2 protein-coding genes are annotated in these 2,296 nt (G+C 70.5%); both read right to left on the bottom strand.

The annotated features are described in order from the left end of the window. Positions 1–115: 115 nt before the first annotated feature. The gene (locus HYE82_RS36015; RefSeq protein WP_306439694.1) at positions 116–397 is read right to left on the bottom strand and encodes an ATP-binding protein; all 282 of its coding nucleotides are present in this window, start codon (positions 395–397) and stop codon (positions 116–118) included. Beyond that, positions 333–2,162, bottom strand: a complete 1,830-nt coding sequence (locus HYE82_RS36020) for a Mu transposase C-terminal domain-containing protein (RefSeq protein ID WP_256988188.1) — start codon at positions 2,160–2,162, stop codon at positions 333–335. The genes HYE82_RS36015 and HYE82_RS36020 overlap by 65 nt, the downstream gene beginning before the upstream one ends. Positions 2,163–2,296: the final 134 nt, after the last annotated feature.

The raw sequence follows: 2,296 nt of genomic DNA on the forward strand, positions 1-2,296 counted from the left end.
CGGCACACCCCCGCAGAACCCGTCAGTTAAGGCAGCACCTGAACAACAACGCCACCACCGACGAACCCAACGACCCACCACACAAAACGAAACCCCCACCAGCGAAACAACCGGCTCATCCACACGCCTCCCCGTTGAGCCACTGTGCTTCGTCGACGAGGAAGGTGCGGGGGCGCTCGGCCAGAGCGGTCTTCAGCAGACGATCGAATTCGCTGGGGTGGCGCGGCGGCTCGCCGGCCAGGTCGAGCGCGGTGAACAGCTCGTAGCGCACCGCTCGGGCGGTGGGACGGGCCCGGAAGGTGATCTTGCGGACGTCCTCACCGGGTTCGAGTTCACGCAAGCAGGTGTTGACGGCGAGCGTCTTGCCGAAGCCGGCGCCGCCGTGGATACACATCATCGCGCGGGCAGCGACCGTATCGCCGATGTTCTCCCGCGCGGTGAGCAGGGCGCGGGTGGTGACCACGGAGGCGTCGGGCAGGTCGACGTACTGGTAGGTGGCCGCGGTCACGAGGCGTCTCCGTCTTCAGTGGTCTGAGCAGTCGATCCGGGGCAGGTTCGGATGGGACGGGAGCAGGCCGGCCGGGCGCGGTCCGGGTGACGAGGGATGGCGGGGTGCGCCAGTCGGCTGGGGGCGCGGCGGGCGGGATGAGGTCCGGCATCGCCAGATCGGACAGGTCGGTGCCGGCGGCCTGGGCGAGCTCGGCCTCGGCCTGCGCGGTGGTCAGGGTGCCGAGCCGCTGGGGGGCCTCGGGCTGGTTCACGGCTGCGTAGCGCTCGCGCTGTGAACCCTCCAGGTCCTTCTTCAGGCGGCGGGCACGGGCGGCCCGTGCCCGCCGTACAGCGCTGACCTGTTCCTCGGTGGCCTGGTCGGCCAGGTCCGCCGACCCCAGGTATCGGCCGGTGGCCGCGTGGTAGACCTCGATGCGGTGGTCGTGGTGGGGCATGAAGCGGACCCGGACCTGGATCCCGGCCTGCCCGGTCATCCACGGCCCCACATAGTCACGTTTCCTGAAGCGGATACCGCGGGTCGTCAGCGTGCGGGTGCCGGCGTCCTCCAGGGTGAACGTCCACAGTTCCGCTGCGGCCACGTCCCGTAGCGGGGTGGGATCGTCCTGCCACGCCTCAAGCGGGGTCCTGCCCCGCAACGGCGCGGGCTGGTGTTCGGTGTTCCACCACAGCGTCCAGGCGAGCAGACGGGCGGTGAAGTCCTCGAAGCCGAGCAGCACCTCGTCCTTCGGGCGGGAAGAGCGTTTGCCGGGACGCGGCTGGCGGGCGTAGCCGGGCAGCGCGGCCAAGAACATGCTCTCCACCGCCCGGTTCAGGCCCTCCACAGTGCCCTTGAGGTGCGGGGTGTAGGCGGGCAGGTCCTCCACCGTCACGTCCAGCAGATCGAACGCGGCGGTCACCGTCCGGGACAGGAAGTCCTTGCCGCGGTCGACACGTACCTTCTCCGGCAGGCCGCCGAACGGGCCGTAGGGGTCCTCGCGCAGGACCGCGGAGCGCAGCGCGGCCAGCACCGACTCCCGCGACGGATCCCCCGGCGTCACCGCGACACCGGTGATCGCGTTGGTGGCGCAGTCGGTGAACCAGGTGATCCACGGCCTGCGAGCCCTGCCCTCGACATCGACCAGCACCGGGGCCTGCACGTGGTCGGTCTCCCACACCTGGTTCCGCCAGCCCCGCGGCCGGGCCAGAAACACATCGTGCTTACGAGCCGCCCGCTCACCACCGGCAAGTCCAGCCCGCTCCCCCGGCGTCAGATCACGGCGGATCGCCCGGTGCAGCGTCGTCAGCGACGGCGCGTCCGCAGGCGGGGACTGCCGAGCGGCACGCAGGACCAGCTCGCGATGAACCGCCCGCACGTTCCCCTTCCACAACGCCAACAGTCCACGGACCTCGGGCGTGACCGTGAACCTCGCATCGGCCCGGGACCGTGCGCCGGGGTAGGCGGCCGCGGTCTGATCGCTCTGAGCGGCAGCCAGCCAGCGCCACACCGTGCGCTCCGACACCCCCAGCGCATCCGCGGCCACCCGCACGTGCCCTGCTGTCAGCTTCTTCCCTGCCCGCAGTGTGAGCAGCCGCCGCACGGCCGGACCGCGCAGCGCCGTCCTCGACGCAGCAGGCAGTCCGCCGCCTGCGTGGACCGCGTCACCGTCCTCCATGCCAGCTCTGGGCTTGATCCGCTTTGACGGACATCAGTGATCAGGGGCTTCGGTCCCGGAAGGATGATGTCCATCATGGAGAGCATGGGGAAGAAGAAGCCTCGCCCTCGCCGCTCGTTCACGTCGGAGTTCAA

The organism is Streptomyces sp. BR123 (assembly GCF_013401435.1).
Taxonomy (GTDB): domain Bacteria; phylum Actinomycetota; class Actinomycetes; order Streptomycetales; family Streptomycetaceae; genus Streptomyces.